We start from the raw sequence: 17,433 nt of genomic DNA, 5'->3' as shown, positions 1-17,433 counted from the left end.
ATCCAATTAGCCACCAAATCTTTGCTTTAGTAGCTTCAACTTCATTATTTTACAAAGAACTGCTTTGCGCGGCTTTTTTCGCCTTTGATTTTGCAATCATTGATTTAACTATTGGAAGTACTAATGTACCTACTGCTAGAAGTATAAATAACCAGCAGATAGCAGAGCTAAAGAATATTCCATAGTTTCCACCTGATTTTAATAGTGCCGTTCTGAAATGCTTCTCAGCCATTGGTCCAAGAATCAATCCTAGGATAGCTGGTGATGCAGGTATTTCAGCCTTTTGCATGAAGTATCCTATGATACCAAACACAAGCATAACTCCAACATCGAAGAAGTCATTCTTTATTGCATATGATCCAACAATGCAAAGCACAAAGATAATTGGTGTTAATATAGTTTTAGGAATTGTAAGTACCTTAGTAAATGCCTTTAAGCAAGAAAGACCTAATAATAACATACAACAGTTAGCAACTAAAAGTCCTACGAAAATTGTGTATACTAACACTTTATCATTTTGGAAAAGCAGTGGTCCTGGGTTTAACCCCTGGATTGTTAAAGCACCAATCATGATAGCTGCAACTGCATCTCCTGGTATTCCAAGAGTTAACATTGGTATCATTGCACCACCAGTAACCCCGTTATTACCACCCTCTGATGCTGCAATAGCTTCAGTTATACCAGTACCAAACTTTTCTGGTGTCTTAGACATATTCTTAGCAGTGTTGTAAGAAACGAAAGCTCCGATATCTGCACCAGCTCCTGGTATAATTCCAATAAAAGTTCCTATTAAACCTGTAAGAGGAGCAGTTTTTAATATCTTCTTTAAGTCTTCTTTTGAAGGTATTACCTTTGTAACCTTATTATCTACCTCTTCTTTAGTCCATATATCTTCAATTGATATAAAGGCCTGAGACATAGCGAATAATCCTATCATTACAGGAATATAAGAAACTCCTGACATTAAAGATACGCTTCCGAAAGTGTATCTAACCTTACCAGTTATACTGTCTATACCAACAGTGGCAATAAGCATACCGATAAATCCACATATTAAACCTTTTGAAATTTTGTTTCCTGAAATACTAGCTATGATAGTTAAACCAAATACCGCTAGTAAGAAGAATTCAGCTGAACTGAATTTAAGGGCTAATTTAGCAAGCTGTGGAGAGATAAGCATTAAAGCTATACAGCTCACAACTCCTCCAACGAAAGAAGAAACTGTTGCTATCCCTAAAGCACGTCCACCTTCTCCTCTCTTAGAAAACTCATATCCATCTAAAGCAGTAGCTGCCGAAGCTGGAGTTCCTGGAGTTTTTAAAAGGATAGCTGAAATAGATCCTCCATAGATTGCACCTATATATATACCTAAAAGTAATAAAATTCCTGTTTGTGCATCCATTCCAAAAGTTAATGGTAATAGAAGCGCAACACCCATTGTTGCTGTAAGTCCTGGAAGAGCACCTATACAAATACCACCGGCAACTCCAAGCATTATATACATTAATACCGCTGGATTAAATACACCAGCTAATACGCTTTGGACAAATTCCATATTTGTAACCTCCTTTGTTAATTGTTATTAAATACCTAATAATGAACCAAAGATACCAAAATCTAATGGTACATTTAAGAAGTTCTTAAATATTAAATAAATCACTATTGTAATAGCAAATGAAATTCCTAAACAAACGAAAATATTTTTCTTACTGAACCATTTAATAAATAATAAAAGCATTATTGAAGTTGAAATTAAAAATCCAACAGTTGGTGTTATTAAGAAATACACCACTAAAACTGCCATTGATAAGTAAACTCTTTTACTTCCATCATTCCATAACCCAAGTGGCTTATTGTTTTCAGGGTTCTTAGATACTAGAGTTTCAACAATTAACCATATTGCACAAACTGCAAGTAAAACCGACATTAAAACAGGCCATACAGCTGGACCTGGAACTCCCGCCTGTTGGCTAGGTGGAAAACCTTTTGCAACAATTATGGCAAAGGCACTAAGCACCAAGCAGAAAATACCTGTGAAAATATTACCTTTTTTCATCTTTACCTCCTAATTTTCATGGTGTTTTTCATAATTAAGGGGAGCGATACTTCACTCCCCTAACACCTAGATTTTATTTATCTTTAAGTTAATAGTTAGTATGATTATAGACCTAAATCAGCGATAAGTCCTTTGAATAATTCATTATTATCTGCGATTCTAGATTTAAACTCATCTGGTCCCAAGATTTCTATAGCATTGTTAGAGTTGTTCATGAAATCTACGAAAGCTGTAGATTCTGCTGCTTTTGAGAATATTTCATATAATTTATCAACAATAGCTTTATCTGTTCCTACTGGTACTCCAAGCCCTCTCCAAGTCCCGATTACACAGTTGTATCCTAATTCTTTAGCTGTTGGAACGTCAGGAATTGCATCTAATCTCTCTTCAGACATTACTGCCAATACCTTTAAAGCTCCTGCTTCAACTTGAGAAGCAACTTCTGCGTAAGAAACTGAAACTGCATCTATGTTACCACCAAGTAAGTCAGTTATAGCTCCTGCTGCTCCATCATATGGAATGTGAGAGAACTCAACTCCAGCTTCTTTACCAAGACCTGCAGCTGCTAAATGCCAGATAGCTCCAACCCCAGAGTTTCCTATTTGGATGTCCTCAGTTTTTGCTGCTTTTAATAAATCTTCTAAGGTATTGAATGGAGAATCTGCTGGTACAGTTATTGCTGATGGTGCAGAGTTAACCATTATTATTGGCTCAAACTTATCATAAGTAAGTCCAGCTCCTGTTCCCATATGCTCAAGAGTTGTAAGCTCAACTGTTATAGTTGTAAGTACTGAACCATCTTTTGCTGCATTTGCACCATAAAGCATTCCAGTAGCTCCGCCTGCTCCTTCTCTGTTTTCTACTGATATATTCTTTGGAAATGATTCTTTTGCTGCATCAACTAAAGCTCTAGTAACTGTATCAGTACCACCACCTGCTGAGAATGGAACGATTGTTGTTACTGCTTTTGATGGATATCCATCAGCAGAACCTGTGCTTCCTTCTCCAGATGATTTACTTCCACACCCTGCTAATAGTGACATTGATAAAGTTGCTGCTAATACTAAGCTTAATACTTTTTTCATTAAAAATTCCCCCTTTTGTTACTTTTTAAGCTGGTCAATAATTGATTTCGCTCTTTGAGAAATCAAATCGAACTGTTGATTTTCTACATCCTTTTTAGATACAAGGCATGAACCTATTCCAACGGCAACTGCGCCAGCTTTTATATATTCTGCTGCGTTTTCTTCTGAAACTCCGCCTACTGGCAATAAGTTCACATGGTCTATAGGACCTAGAATATCCTTTATGTACTGCGGTCCCAAAGTGGTAACCGGAAATACCTTAATTAATTGTGCGCCTGCTTTTTTTGCTTCTAAAACCTCTGTTGGAGTTAATACTCCTGGCACTGCAAGTTTTTCATATAAGTTACACATTTCTATAACCTTTTTAGAAAGGGTTGGTGCTAAAATAAAATCTGCTCCAGCCAAAATAGCTTGTCTAGCTGTAACTTCATCTAATACAGTTCCTGCACCCACAAGAAATTTATCACCATATATTTCTTTAGTTTTTTCTATCATCTCTAGTGCATTACCAGTATTCATTGTGATTTCAACACAACGTATTCCACCCTTATAAAGTGCTTCTAGCGTATGCTCTAGGTATTTGCTATCAATTCCACGAATAATGGAAATTACTCCACATTCCTTTATTCCATTTAAAATATCATTTATCTTCTTCATAGTGTCCTCCATTAAGTGAGAGTCCAAATCTTTGATTTGGCTCCTCGAACTTACTCCTTCGAATTTATATGATAAGGAGTTTCCTTATCTATATATATCTGTAGTTTTGGTTCTCTTTCTTTCAAAAGCTTCTCTATCTGGAAGTCCTTCAATATCTCCAAAACTTGAAACTGCAAAAGCTCCCATCAAACATCCCATAGCTCCACATTCTTTAGTAGCTTTACCTTCAATAACTCCACTTAGGAATCCAGCACTAAAGGCATCACCTGCACCTATATTATCAACAACAGTTACCTTTGTTGCTTCCACCTTACTAATTCCTGTTCCATCTCCAACTAAAGCTCCATCAGCTCCTAATTTAACGGCTACTTGCTTTACCCCAAGACTTAACAATTCCTCAATTATAGCTTGACCATCATTTAAACCTAAGAGGATTTCCCCTTCATCTAACCCTGTTAGAACAATATCACTTTTAGCTAAAAGTGGTTTTAAAGTCTCCTTTGCTTCCTCTTTTGACCATAGCTTTAATCTTATATTTGGATCAAAACTGATTATCATACCTTTTTCCTTAGCTTTATCAACCACATAATTTATGGTTTCTTTACAACTCTCACTTAATGCCGGTGTAACACCTGATATATGTAATATCTTTGCACTTGTAAGATAATCTATATCAATATCTTCAGGACATAATGTACTTGCTGCAGAATTTTTTCTGTAATAATTTACTGAAGTTTCATTCCCTGTTAAGACTTGTTTAAACATAACCCCTGTTGGTGCATCTTCTGAACGTCCAACTTGACTTGTATCCACACCTTCTCCTCTGACTTCTCTTATTACAAACTCTCCAAGCTCATCTTTTCCGACTTTACTTATCCAGCCAGCTTTGTGACCTAATTTTGCAATTCCAATAGCTACATTACTTTCTGCTCCAGCAGTTTTCTTTGCAAAAGTTTTTGCATATCTAATGTATTCTTTTTCCTCTGGAATAAAGGCTACCATAGTTTCGCCTAAAGTTACTAAATCTAACATTATTCATCCTCCGAAGCTATTTACTATTTTATCTTCTCGTGAACTTATTCACTACCAAGAGCTTTAATCTCATCCACAAGTTCCTTATAATCTTCCCTTAACTGTTCATATAAAGGCTCTACAGCCTCTTTAAACTTTTCTTTTTCTTCCTCAGATATCTCAACAACTTCTACTCCATTTCTTGTGGTCCGTTCTTTAGAGCTTCTTTCTCTCTGCTTCCAAAGCTGTTTTTCAAACTTTGCAGATTCAGCAGCACATTCCTTAATTATTTCTCTATCTTCACTAGATAGTTTATTCCATACATTCTTACTGCAAACTTGAATATCTGGAATCCTGCTGTGACCCGTTTCTGTCATATATTTTGCAACCTTAAAATGTTTTTTAGATTCATATGATGGCCAGTTATTCTCCGCTCCATCAATATCTCCTAGCTGAAGACCTTGATAAACCTCATCATAACTCATTACAACTGGTATTCCGCCCAAAGACCGAACCATAGATTTCATCAACTCTGAATCCTGAACTCTTATCTTCATGCCCTTTAAATCCTCAATAGTCTTTATAGGTTTCTTCACCGTATAAAAATGTCTTACTCCTGAATCATACCAAGATAATCCTACAATATTGGCTCTCGTTGTTCCAATATAATCTAGAGCCTCTTGACCGATTTCCCCTTCTAATCCCCTTTGCTCATGTTCCTTATTTTTATAAAGAAAAGGTAAAATAAATACTCCAAGTTTAGGAATTTCTTCAGCTAATATTGCAAGGGATATCCTTGCAAAATCAACTCCACCAAAGGAAAGTTGCTCTATTATAGAAGTTTCATCTCCTAAATCACCTTCTGATTTAACAACAATTTCTATACGACCATTGGTTCTTTCTTTAACAAGTTCAGCAAACTTTTCAGCTCCCTGTGTAGTTGGATATGTATCTGATTGATTTTCTGCATAGGTGAAAATCATTTCCACCTTTGAATCTGCTGTTTCCATTACCACAAATTCATCTCTTTCATATTCGCTTTCAATAACCTCTTTATTGAAGCTTCTACATCCACTTGCAAATAACAAGCTAAATATACTTAAGCAAAGTAACACATTTCTAAATATTTTATTCATAAAAACTCCTTCATTGTGAACACTTGCTACTATGATTATAACTGTAATCTTTTACATTCAATATAGTAAATATTTGATATTCATAGTAGAATTTTATCCTATATAAAAATTAATAATAAAAACCAATTAAAGCTTCTCCAAACAAGATAAGGAGAAGCTTTCTTAATTTTACTTTACATTTAGATACTTAAAATTCAAAATTATTTTAAAGTAAAATTTAACTCTATCCTAAATTTCTTACTCTATATTCCGAAGGGTTAAGCCCCGTTGTTCTCTTAAAAACTTTTGCAAAATAATTTGAGTCTGAATACCCAACTGCACTCCCTATATCCTTTATATTGATAAGAGGATCCTTAAGAAGCTTCTGCGCTTGCTTAATTCTAAAGCTAGTTAGATATGTAGTAAAGTTCATATTAAAGCTTTTTTTAAATAACTTACAAAAATAAGCCTCTGAATAATTTACCTTTCTTGCTGCATCCTGCATTGAAATATCCTTTTGATAATTCTCATGGATATAATCTAAAATCTCCTTAAGAATTGCGGAATTCTTATCATTTGCTGATAAGATCTCTTCACAATCCATAACTATACTTTCATCTTCCTTAACTTCATTTATTTTTTCAAGCTTATATAACTGCACATCTCTTTCATTAATCCTTACGGCCTCATCCACAGAACTTAAAAGCTCTTCATCATCACAAGGCTTAAGAAGATAGTCAACAGCTCTAACTGAAACAGCCTTTTGCGCATAACTAAACTCATCATGGGCTGTAAGAAATATGATACTTATAGCTGGCTTCAATAGCTTTATCTGTCTTGCTGCTTCAATCCCATCAATTCCAGGCATTGATATATCCATTACTATAACATGAATATCCTCTCTGGTTGCTATCTCAATTGCTAATCTTCCATTTTCAGCTTCAAATATTGTACAATTATCACCATAATAATTTTTCAAGGTTTTTCCTAAGATAATACGCTCTATAACTTCATCATCTGCAATTAAAATATTATACATCAGCTGTAACCCCCTACTTTTTCAATCTTATGCTTACTGTAGTTCCTACATTTTCTTCACTTAAAACTTCAAAGATGCTTTCTGGGAATAAACTTTTGCAACGTTCAAAAACATTAACAACTCCTATCCCTATATTTTCTCCTCCACCATTATTAAGTTCCTTACTTATTAACTTTAACTTTTCCTTAGACATGCCCATCCCAGAGTCTGCCACCACAATATACAGCTCTCTATTTTGCTTAAATACTTCAATCTTTACAGTTCCACCTTCTTCCTTAGGTCCCACTCCATGGATTATTGCATTTTCAACTAATGGCTGCAACGTAAAGGTTGGTATCAACGTTGAATTGACATCAATTTCTTCTTCCACCTTAAGTTGAAACTTAATTCTAGCTCCAAATCTTTTTTCCTGAATATAAATGTAGTCTTTTATAATACTTAACTCGCTGGAAAGATAGACTACATCACTATCCATTTTCAAATTATATCTAAGTAGCTTACTTAAACTCATGGTCATTTCCCTTGTTGTATCTGCTTCCTCAAGCCTTGCCATTCCCGATATTATATTTAGTGTATTGAATAAGAAATGCGGTTTTATTTGATTCTGTAAAATACGCATCTTCATTGCGTCAACCATCTTTTCCATATTAATACGCCTTACTTCTTCCTTATGAAGTTTGTTTTCTATATCATTCTTTTCCTTTAAGGCATTTATAGATTTTAAAGTCGAATGTTTCATTAAATTAAAGGCTTGAACAAGTTGTCCAATTTCATCTTTATTTTCTACTACAACATCAGGTACATCATATTCTTCCTCAGTAATTCTTTCAGCAGCCTCCGCTAACTTCATAACAGGATTTAAAACAAGCTGTACAATAGAACGCCCCACAACAATAATAAATATCACCGCAGCTAAAGCTAAAAGTATTAAAACATAAGGCATCTTATAAAAAAACTCCAGCTTTTGGCTGTATATCTCATCATTCTCCCTTAATGTAACTTTGATAAGTTTGTGAATATATTCTTGAAGATATCCCTGCATATCCAAACTATCATATAGCTCTCTAATAAAAACATCAGTTCCTCTTTCAATGAGTAATACATGAGATGTTTGCCTTTGATAAGCTTCATAGGTATTTTTAATAGCGCAAGTTATCAAATATCGTTCTTTACTCATGGTTGTTAAGTCTACCGGCAGCTTACCTAAAGCTTCACTAAATTCTATACTCGCCTCTTGATACGCAAACTTATTAGTATCATTTTTTAAGCTAGTGTAATTATGATATGTTTCAACCTGTTTTTCAAAGGCAGCATTTACTCTCTGATTATAATTATTATTTTTTAAAATAGTGTTAAAATCACTTAAATATGAATATAAAAGACCAAAAGAAATTCCAATAGCAACTACTAATAAGCTTATAATTGCAACTACGTAAAATTTCATTTTCTGATTTAAAGATTGTCTTAACCAATACTTTCTTAAATTCTCCTTCGTAATCTTTTTCATTTTTTCATTTTTTATTTTTGATGTTTCCATTTTTAATTCCCTTTAAATATAAGCTTTATAAATGATACATTATTCAATATATTTTATTTATTTTTAATTATAGCATGATTTTATTTATTAAAATATTTATATATAATATTTTTCATTATTTATTGTATAATAATAACTCTCTCCCCTACACTTCAACATCAAATTTTCCTCTTACTAACCACTTCTTATCCAATATTATACAATTAAGTTGTAATAATTAATAAAGATAAATGTAATCCTATTTTGTCACTACTCTCACCAAAGTAAAATTTACATGAAATGTATATAAGCCGCTCTTACAGGAGAACCATTGATATTGCTTAATTTCAGTTTCAAAAAATCTATACTTCCATATAGATTAAAAACAGGCCTTATAAGTATTTTCTACTCATAAGACCTAAATGCTTTAATCTGCTTTCATTTGCAGTTTTCTGAACCCTCGATATCCGAAATTTTATACTTTCTTTCTTAATGCAAGTCCAGCAATTACTGCCATGAAGCCTAGCAAAATTGCTGATGAACCACTTTTACCACCTGCTTGTGGTAGCTCTTGCTTTATTACTGAATTGTCCTTATCTGAATTATCCTTGTCAGTTTCATCTTCAACTGATGGTTTTTCCTCTAACCCTTCATCTCCTGGAGCCTCTTCTATTGGGGGAATAACTCCCGTGTTATCCTCATCAGTCCCATCTTCTACTGGCCCCATTTTATAGTTCTTCATATTACCAATATTTATTGCTTCACCCGCCTGAGCTTCTGTAACTTCAAACTTAACATCCTCCATTAAAAGCTTATAGCCCTGTGGTGCCATAATTTCTCTTAAATAATAGGTGCCAGTAGTTTCTATGTCAGACTCAATCACACCTCTATCATCACTAACAAGTTCCTTTAGAATCTTTTTATCTTCATCTAATAATTGAAATTTGGCTCTTGAAAGCTTCATAGTCTCATCGTCACCATCCACCTTAACAGCTTTAAATTTGTAGCCCTTTTTTACCTCTACAGGTGCTGTATTAGTGCCATTAACTTTAGCAATATTTCTTACAGTTTCCCCTGCCTTAACCTGTTCAAAGCACACCTTTATTTTAATTTCATAGGCATTTTCCCTTTCAACTGGTGATAAATTCACATTGTTTTCAGCAGTAACTGTATGTGTTGCAGCATCATAACTTACTGAAAAAGCTTCATTGCTATAGACTTCAACAAACTTAACCCTTGAATCCAGGCTATCAGAAATTTTTATAGCCTTTTCTGGCAGTAGAAAACTATTCCACACCTTAATTGTATAAATTACCTCTTGATTTTCACTCTGCATCAATACAGATTTATTTGCTTCCTTTGTAGCGTTTAGGCCACCTGTACTAATTACGTAATCCACCTGACTCACAGCAGTTTTCACAATTTCAGTAGAACTAAAAATAGCTTTATTTTCATAAAGATTTTTCACTTCATCTACAATAGTTTTATAGTGAATAGTGTACATGCTATCAATATTTCCTAGATTTATAATAAGGTTTTTCTTTGTAAGGATATACTCCCCAACTCCTGGTTTTTCCTCTACTCTTTTAAGCTCTCCTGTTATATCCCTCGGATCACCGTAGTCTCCTGACATAATAACCTGAAAATCCTCCTGCAGAAAACTCATTCCCTGAGGTACTATATCCCCTATTACCACTTCATTAAGATTTCTCTTATCTTCATTAACTTTAATTTCATATTGGAACTTGTCTCCAATTTGTGAAACTGTCATACCTTGCTCAGTAGTGCCTTTACTTATCACTGTATCCTCTGGCTTTTGAGTTTTATCTGGAAGAATTGGAATTACTAAAGCACTATCCTCTTCTGATTTAGAAACTCCATTAATATCATAGTCAAGCTTTGCAGTATTTTTATATCCCTCGACCCTAGCTTCAACTATTTCTACTTTATAAGTTACCTTATATCTGTCAGAAATATCACCAAAGTTTATAGTTAGTAAGTTATCACTAGCTTCAGTTCTATCCTTAAACTCATTTGTAACATCCTTATAAGTATTTCCACCCATATGCTTTTTGATGCTTACACTGTCTGTCTTCAGTCTCATCCCCTCAGGTATAACATCTGTTAAAACTGTATTCTTTTTATCTTCAAGTTTTTCATTTATTAAAAGTGTATACTCCTTATCTTCAAGCTTTCCTGTGTCTGGATTTGGAATTACCTCAACTTGCTCATTATTTCCATCAACGGTTTTCTTAAGAGTCTCCTTACCCTTTTGTGGCTGCCTCACATCAACTATGCAGCTATCCTTAGCTTGTCCCTCATCCCATGTCAAGGTAACATCATTTTCATATCTATTACTTTCAACCGCTTCTACTACCTTCCCCTTGTATTGCACCTTATATCTATCATTACTGCTTAAATCTCCAAAGATAACCTTCACCCACTGATGTCCATCAGCCCTGTTGTCAACAGTAATTCTATCCTTAAAGGTCTCAGTTACATTTACATATCTGCCGCCAGCATCCTTATATATGGTAACTTGATTATTCATAACCTCCATACCTAAAGGCATTCTATCTTCAAGTACAACATTTGTTTTCTCTTTTAGCTCATCATTAACATGAACTGTATAGGTAAAATAACCGCCAATTATATTTCCATTTTCATTTGGATCCACTGTTCCATTCTGATTAGAACCAACTAACTTATCTACTGCTCCACGTTTTCCAGGAGTATGCTTTGTAGGTGTTGCTATTGCAGTGCTAGTTTCACTTTCTGTACCATTCCAAGTTAGTTTAGAATCATTTACATAGCTCTCCTTAAATTCTATAATCCTTGTTTCATACATAACTATATATTTATTCGAAACACTTCCAAAATCAATAGATAGCTTCTCTGCTGATCCCTTAATAACATCTTTAAAATTCTCAGTTACATCAGTTTTTATCCCTCTAATTTCACTGTAAATTTTTACCGAATCAACTACTAACTCCATTCCTTCTGGAATAGAATCCACAAATAAAACATTTGTTTTCTCTTCTTTTTTACCGTTAATCTCTACCATGTAAGAAACCTTATTTCCCACATAACTTCCATTATTATTAGGCAAAAGATCGCTTTTTCCATTTATAACTTTTACTATATTATTATCATCCTTTTCATCCTCTGTAGGACGAAGAGTAACGCTGTCTTCCTTTGCTTCGTGACTATTAGAAGTCATCACGGCCATGTTAATATAGCTTTCAAGCTCTCTATCCACCCTCAACTTATAGGTAACCACATGTTTTTGATTTATGTCTCCAAGATTTATGGAAATAATACCGCCCTCATAGTTAATTCCCATCTGTGAAGTAACATCAACCCTTGAACCATTAATATACCTTTCAATTGCAATCGATCCGTCCACAAGGCTCATTCCCATTGGAATGGTATCCTTTAAAACTACACCTGTCATAGGGGCATATTTTTCATTAACAGCAATTGAATAAGTAATTTCTCTTCCAACAATACTTCCATCTTCATTTGGCTGTAAGGTGTACTCTGGCTTTTCCCCTGGCTCGCCTACAATATCCTTATAAAACAATCTGTCCACAGCATCCCCAGGCTTTATAGTTGTATCCACCTTAATTACTTGTCCATTAATCTCAATAACAATGGTTTTCTCCTCTTCAACCTCAACTTGATTTACAGTTGCTTCAATAGATATATAGCCTCCAATAGCAGTATCAATATCCTTACCACAGATTAAAGTAACCCAGGTTTCCTCCCCATGAACTTCCTTCTTTATATCCTTAAAATGATTCTCAGGATACTTAATATCTAAATGACTAAAAACCTGAGGAAGCTTAAAGGTCATCTCATCCCCCTCTTGAACCCTGTCACCTTGTCCATTTGCATTGTAAGTAACCTTAAATTCAACCTTATCACCGACTGTAAGTTCAACTACTGAATCTGTAGATACCAGCTTCCCGTTGACCATTAAATCAACATTAGTCTCTAATGAATAACTGCTTACTTCATCAGCATTTGCATATGGGCTAACGGCTGTTAAAAACATATTAAACATCATAATTAAAAAAGTAACAACAGCTATCTTTTTTCTATAGTTTTGCACATAATTTCCTCCTACGCTTGTGACATAAAAATTGTAATCAAACCTTCTACTTCAAGTGTGAATACATATATCCGCCACTAAAATAGATAAAAAAAAGCTCTGCTAAATTCACTGAATAAAGCAAAGCCGGTTGCACCACTAACTCCATATACCCCAGGTGCCCATTTTAGGAGTATACTTCTTCGTATCCGTTTAATATGAATTTTTATTTAAGGTGATTATAACACGTAGGTTAGAAAATATCATGAATCAAATATTGGCAAAATCCCCAGAGGATTTACTGCTATCCCTATCCCTATGTACTAAATAAAGTTTAATATAATTACACCTATAATCATAAGAAAAAAGAAGCATAAATCAAACCATTTAACTTTAGTTATATTATAATAGGTTCTTTTTCCATCCTCCTGGAAACCCTTTGACTCCATGGCCATTGCCACATTTTCAGACCAATGAAGGCTATTTACTAGCATGGTGAACAGTGGTTTTGGAGATAATGGATTTACCTTGATTCCCCTCACCTTATAAGCTAGCCTAGTCATTGCATACTCTTCTCTCACTTTTGGCAAAAGGTGAAGAGCTGCCAAAACACCATAGGCATATTTAGGTGGAAGTTTTCCTTGATGAATCAAGCTTTCAACGAACTCCTGATTGTCAGTAGTTAAAGCAAATAGAACCCCTAAAGACGCAAAAGCTAAAATCCTTGTGGAAAGTTGAATCCCATTATATACAGATGCCATAGAATAAACTTCATTTCCAAAATTCACATAACCCTTCACTACTTCATTTCCTACTTCAAGAGTTGGATTGCTAAACCAAAGACCTGTGAAAAATATACTGAGAGCTGCTAAAAATGCAGGAACCATAATTTTAACCAAGGATGAAATCTTCGCTTTTGAAAAAAATAAGATAAAAATTATACATGTTGCTATGACAACTCCATTAAGAACAATTGAGTAGGAGAAGGACATCATAAGACCACAGATTAAAATTGTTATTGCCTTTATAAATGGATTTATCTTTTCCACTTTATCCTTCCTCCTTTAAAAATTTTTTGCCACAATTTTTGATTGCCTTTTCTCTAAAAATTAAGTTTAACGCTCCCATAACCTTAATTTCTCTCCCTTAATCTCATAAATTTTATCTGCATACTTTAAAGCTAAGGCAGTATGATGTGTTGTAAATATTACTGTCAAATTTCTCTCCTTAACTAGCTCTTTAATTTGACCCATAATAGCTTCAATTGAACGATTATCCTGACCATAGGTAGGTTCGTCCAATAACAAAATCTCTTGATTGCCAGCTAGAATTGAAAGCACAGCCAATCGCCTTTGCTGACCTTGGCTGAGCATATAAGGAGAATATCTGCTATACTTCTTTAAGCCATAATTATCTAGAAGATCTTCTCCCTCTTCTCTTCTTTCCTTTTCCCTTAGCTCTGGCCTCCAGATTCTAAGACTTTCCTCCAGCTCTTTTAAAACCTCCGTTGAGATAAATTGATTCCCTGGATTTTGAAAAACTGTACCAATAATTTTATATAACTCTTTATTCTTTATTTTCTTTAAATCTCTTTCATTAACCATAATGCTGCCTGCGTAGGGCTTTTCTTTAAGACAAGCTGAAAACAACGTTGTTTTTCCACTTCCTGAAGGTCCAAGAATTGCTGTTATTCCGCCTCTAGGAAAGGTTCCCGATGCAGCTTTTAAAAGATATTCATTACTTTTTCCTCTTTTAATGAAAACCTCTTTGAAAATAAGTGCAGATTCCTTCCCTACAGCATTTTGCATAAAATCAATAGCTATTTCTTCACTTAATGGCTTTTCATAGGGCAATCCTTCTTCTTTAAATATCCCCTTAAAGTTCTGCATATTTTCCCTTGTTATTCCTCTGGCTTTAACTTTCCCTTCTTCACCTAAAATGATAAACTCATCAGCTGTCTGAAGCCAGTAGTCTAGCCTATGATCAATAACAATAATAGTTGTCTTCTTTTCCTTGTTCTGCTGCTTCAGCATGGATATCAGTTCCTTTGCACCAGCTTCATCAACATTTGCAAAGGGCTCATCAAGAAATATCCCCTTCGAATTAATAAGCATTAAACAGCATAGAGCAGCCTTCTGTTTTTCCCCACCTGACAAGGAATGAAGCTTCTGATCCAGAAGATGCTTTATATTAAACCTTTTAGAAAACTCTTCTATAATTTCATCCATACTTTCTTTAGGCGTACCGATATTTTCAAGACAAAAGATTAGCTCCTTCCTCAGTGTATCCATACAAAACTGCAGGTCTGGATTTTGAAACATCATGGTTAAGAGCTTTGTTCTCTCTCCTAAAGAAATATTTTTCAAATCCTTACCTTCAATTTCAATGGTTCCTGAAAAAAGTTTTCCTCCATTAGATGGATATAAACCGGTGCAGACTGATGCAAAAGTACTTTTTCCACAACCGCTGCTTCCAAGTATCACCACAATCTTTCCCTTTTCAACTTCCAAAGAAACATCCTTTAGTACATATCTTTTATTTTTTTCAAGATACTTAAAGGATATATCCTTTGCTAAAAGAAATATTTCCTTTTCTTCCATAGCATTACCTATTCCTCAATTTCTATGGCTGTGTATTCCTCACCTATAGCATATCCTCTAAGAACTCCAGCTTTAGCAAGACCATCTGCAAGTAACTTACAACCTACTCCAGTAAAGATAAGAGCACTGCATAAACGTATAACAAAAATAGCTATAACAATTCCTGGTGCAAAGGTATGGTATCCTGAACGAACGCCAGTCCATATAAAGCTTAAAACTGTAGCACCAACAGCTGAAAGCATCATTGTTTTATAATCATATCTTTTATATTTATAAACTGCAAAAGCCACCTCACATCCAAGACCTTGAATAAATCCGCTGACAAAAACTATTGGTCCATACATATTTCCCATCAATACTTCAAGAAGGGCAGCCAGCATTTCTGCCACAATTCCAACTCCAGGTTTTCTAATTATGTATGTTGTAAAGGCTGCAGCCATAAACCAAATTCCATAAAAAGGCTCATATCCTAAAACCCCAAGCCCCATAGGTGTTAAAATTCCTATAAGAAAATTTCCTGCATACACAACTCCCAAATAAAATACTCCAAATAAAACTGCTGTAATAGCAATCATTAATATATCTTTTAATTTTAATTTCATAACTCTCTCTCCTTAAAATATTGATTCTACTCCGCAGTAGGACTGTTAACACTTAAAGTAATCTGCATAATGTAGTGGCTTAACTCCTTATTACAGTACTCTGCAGCCTCATTAAAGAAATGGAATAATTCATGAATATCTCCCTCTAATATGGTTACATAATGGGCTGATCTCACGTAAATCCCCATGTCTATGGCATGATTAACTACCTTGGCAATATATCCCATGTAATTGGATACTCCCATTGGATAAAGGGAAATCTTACAGGTAGTTTTAAAGTGTATATCTTTTATACTTTCTTCATTTACTAATACATCATCTTCAGCTAAGAAAGAATCAGCATCTGTATCTCCAGGACACCCCTTTGATAAAGTTGCTTCCAGAGTCGTATGTACATTTTCATCATAGGAATGAATGAATAAACCCTTAACTGCATCAAGAACATGAATTCTCTTTCCACGATAAATTGTGGATAGCTTATCCGTTTCCTTCCAAACCTTTGAGGTATCAACCTTCCCTAATGCTCCTAGAATTATGTCTATGTATTTATCAGACATAGGTGATAATGAAAAGCGACAACCTGTTATCTCCTTTGAAGCACCACAGCTACCACAACCACAACTTCCATAGGTAACATATTTACTATTTTCAGACATAAAAAAAACCTCCTTTGTAACATTCCCAAAATGTAAAAGAGATTAAATCCTTTGATTCACTTCCTACGTCGGTACTAACCGAATCAGGTAATGCGGGTCAGACAAAAGTCAATCTCAGCCAAAAGGCACCCCGGGAATGAACAATATTTTATTTTCAAGGATTATTATAGTTCTATTATTATATACTGTCAATATTACTATTTTTTATAATTTTTCTTACCAAAGATATTTAACTTACTTTTAACCTATAAACTTATACATTATATAAAGTTTATTTTTACATTAATTCTAATACAAAATAAAAAAGCAAAGTTGATATATTCTAAAATCTTAACTCTGCTTTTTCTATTATAGATATTCACGTTGACTTACACTTAAGCCTATGAAATTTTTAACTAAGTTCGCCCACGCTCCATGAACCTCTTCATAACTTAATCAGTTAATTCTTAGTCTTTTCCCTGTTAGTGCTCAATTGTAAAAATCTGCAATAATCAGTTGCTTAATTTTCCAACTAAGCAACCTCATAAAGATGCTTATCCACAAACTTAAGACTTAAATACATTATTTATCCAGCTAAAACTTTACCTAATTCCATACATGCAGTCTCTGTCTCTGAATCTGGCGCTTCTTGGCATATAACATAATCACAAACTAAATTAGCACCGGCATCTTCACAATCACCTTCCCAGGTACGCATCCACTCGCCGTCTCCCCAGCCATAAGATCCAAATAATGCAATTCTCTTTCCTCCTAATTTAGATTTACACTCATTGAACATTGGCTCAAATTCACTCTCTTCTAATTGTTCCGCCCCCATTGATGGGCATCCAAAGGCTATTCCATCAAATTGGTTTATAATCTCACTGTTAAAAACATCTGATGTAAAAATTGATACATCAGCTCCTACCGTCTTGGCACCTTCTGCCACCTTTACTGCCATCGCTTCTGTGTTTCCTGTGCCACTCCAATAAACTACTGCTACTTTTCTCATTTCAAATTACCT

At 34.5% G+C, this 17,433-nt stretch carries 14 protein-coding genes and 2 riboswitches; all 14 genes read right to left on the bottom strand.

What is annotated here, in order from left to right; genetic code table 11:
- Positions 1-49 precede the first annotated feature (49 nt).
- Positions 50-1,555, bottom strand: a complete 1,506-nt coding sequence (locus tag BN1075_RS02670; protein WP_040191495.1) for a tripartite tricarboxylate transporter permease — start codon at positions 1,553-1,555, stop codon at positions 50-52.
- A gap of 27 nt (positions 1,556-1,582) precedes the next feature.
- A complete protein-coding gene (locus BN1075_RS02665; protein WP_040191494.1) occupies positions 1,583-2,056 on the bottom strand; it encodes a tripartite tricarboxylate transporter TctB family protein in 474 nt (157 codons plus the stop codon).
- Between the two features lie 104 nt (positions 2,057-2,160).
- Entirely contained in the window at positions 2,161-3,141 is a 981-nt protein-coding gene (locus BN1075_RS02660) for a Bug family tripartite tricarboxylate transporter substrate binding protein (RefSeq protein WP_040191493.1), read from the bottom strand.
- An 18-nt stretch (positions 3,142-3,159) separates the two neighbouring features.
- Complete coding sequence (locus BN1075_RS02655) at positions 3,160-3,798, bottom strand: bifunctional 4-hydroxy-2-oxoglutarate aldolase/2-dehydro-3-deoxy-phosphogluconate aldolase (RefSeq protein WP_040191492.1); 639 nt, start codon at positions 3,796-3,798, stop codon at positions 3,160-3,162.
- Between the two features lie 84 nt (positions 3,799-3,882).
- Positions 3,883-4,830: a sugar kinase gene (locus tag BN1075_RS02650; RefSeq protein WP_040191491.1), complete on the bottom strand. Its 948-nt coding sequence runs from the start codon at positions 4,828-4,830 to the stop codon at positions 3,883-3,885.
- Positions 4,831-4,874: 44 nt separating this feature from the next.
- Complete coding sequence (locus BN1075_RS02645) at positions 4,875-5,945, bottom strand: TRAP transporter substrate-binding protein (RefSeq protein ID WP_235777748.1); 1,071 nt, start codon at positions 5,943-5,945, stop codon at positions 4,875-4,877.
- Between the two features lie 223 nt (positions 5,946-6,168).
- The gene (locus BN1075_RS02640) at positions 6,169-6,963 is read right to left on the bottom strand and encodes a response regulator transcription factor (protein WP_040191490.1); all 795 of its coding nucleotides are present in this window, start codon (positions 6,961-6,963) and stop codon (positions 6,169-6,171) included.
- Between the two features lie 13 nt (positions 6,964-6,976).
- Positions 6,977-8,500 (bottom strand): sensor histidine kinase, encoded by a 1,524-nt coding sequence (locus BN1075_RS02635; RefSeq protein ID WP_052406354.1) that lies wholly within the window; start codon positions 8,498-8,500, stop codon positions 6,977-6,979.
- Positions 8,501-8,954: 454 nt separating this feature from the next.
- Positions 8,955-12,593 carry a collagen binding domain-containing protein gene (locus BN1075_RS02630; RefSeq protein WP_040191489.1) on the bottom strand — a complete coding sequence of 1,213 codons (3,639 nt, stop codon included), beginning with the start codon at positions 12,591-12,593 and terminating at the stop codon, positions 8,955-8,957.
- Between the two features lie 115 nt (positions 12,594-12,708).
- Positions 12,709-12,792, bottom strand: a riboswitch (cyclic di-GMP riboswitch).
- Between the two features lie 103 nt (positions 12,793-12,895).
- Positions 12,896-13,621 (bottom strand): energy-coupling factor transporter transmembrane component T family protein, encoded by a 726-nt coding sequence (locus tag BN1075_RS02625; protein WP_052406353.1) that lies wholly within the window; start codon positions 13,619-13,621, stop codon positions 12,896-12,898.
- A gap of 66 nt (positions 13,622-13,687) precedes the next feature.
- Positions 13,688-15,172: an ABC transporter ATP-binding protein gene (locus BN1075_RS02620; RefSeq protein WP_040191488.1), complete on the bottom strand. Its 1,485-nt coding sequence runs from the start codon at positions 15,170-15,172 to the stop codon at positions 13,688-13,690.
- An 8-nt stretch (positions 15,173-15,180) separates the two neighbouring features.
- Positions 15,181-15,774, bottom strand: coding sequence for an ECF transporter S component (locus BN1075_RS02615; RefSeq protein ID WP_040191487.1), 594 nt, complete (start codon positions 15,772-15,774; stop codon positions 15,181-15,183).
- 26 nt (positions 15,775-15,800) lie between these two features.
- Complete coding sequence (locus BN1075_RS02610) at positions 15,801-16,430, bottom strand: YkoF family thiamine/hydroxymethylpyrimidine-binding protein (protein ID WP_042386852.1); 630 nt, start codon at positions 16,428-16,430, stop codon at positions 15,801-15,803.
- Positions 16,431-16,472: 42 nt separating this feature from the next.
- A riboswitch (TPP riboswitch) is annotated at positions 16,473-16,573 on the bottom strand.
- A 422-nt stretch (positions 16,574-16,995) separates the two neighbouring features.
- Positions 16,996-17,421 (bottom strand): flavodoxin, encoded by a 426-nt coding sequence (locus BN1075_RS02605; RefSeq protein ID WP_040191486.1) that lies wholly within the window; start codon positions 17,419-17,421, stop codon positions 16,996-16,998.
- Between the last annotated feature and the right edge of the window lie 12 nt (positions 17,422-17,433).

The organism is Clostridium culturomicium, from assembly GCF_000821305.1.
GTDB classification, from domain to species: domain Bacteria; phylum Bacillota; class Clostridia; order Clostridiales; family Clostridiaceae; genus Clostridium_J; species Clostridium_J culturomicium.
Note: the sequence above shows the minus strand (reverse complement) of the source record. Positions and strands in the feature narration are given on the sequence as shown.